The sequence below is a fragment of the Rhizobium sp. SVR5-9E genome (assembly GCF_056755095.1).
Window position 1 is genome coordinate 1 of sequence record NZ_JBNDHS010000626.1, and the last position, 244, is coordinate 244.

Below are 244 nucleotides of genomic sequence, written 5' to 3' on the forward strand. Positions count from 1 at the left end.
CACTCGACTAGTCGTCGGCAGCGTCAGATGTGTATAAGAGACAGATACGTTAATGTGCCTGTGTCAGAACTTGCCCTAAAACCAGCCGGCATTGACCATATCCATGCAGCCGGAGCTCCGATGTCACTTCTTACCGCTTGGCAGTTTATGATCGAGGTTGGTCACGATGAGCAAAATCCCCTTCAACCGAATAAACACATGCCGGTTCCTCTCGAAGGGAAAACCGTACTGATCAATGGAGCAG

At 50.0% G+C, this 244-nt stretch carries 1 pseudogene; it reads left to right on the forward strand.

Annotated features, from left to right (window positions below):
- Positions 1 to 244: pseudogene (locus ACPYOJ_RS36315) on the forward strand (hypothetical protein); the annotation flags it as partial.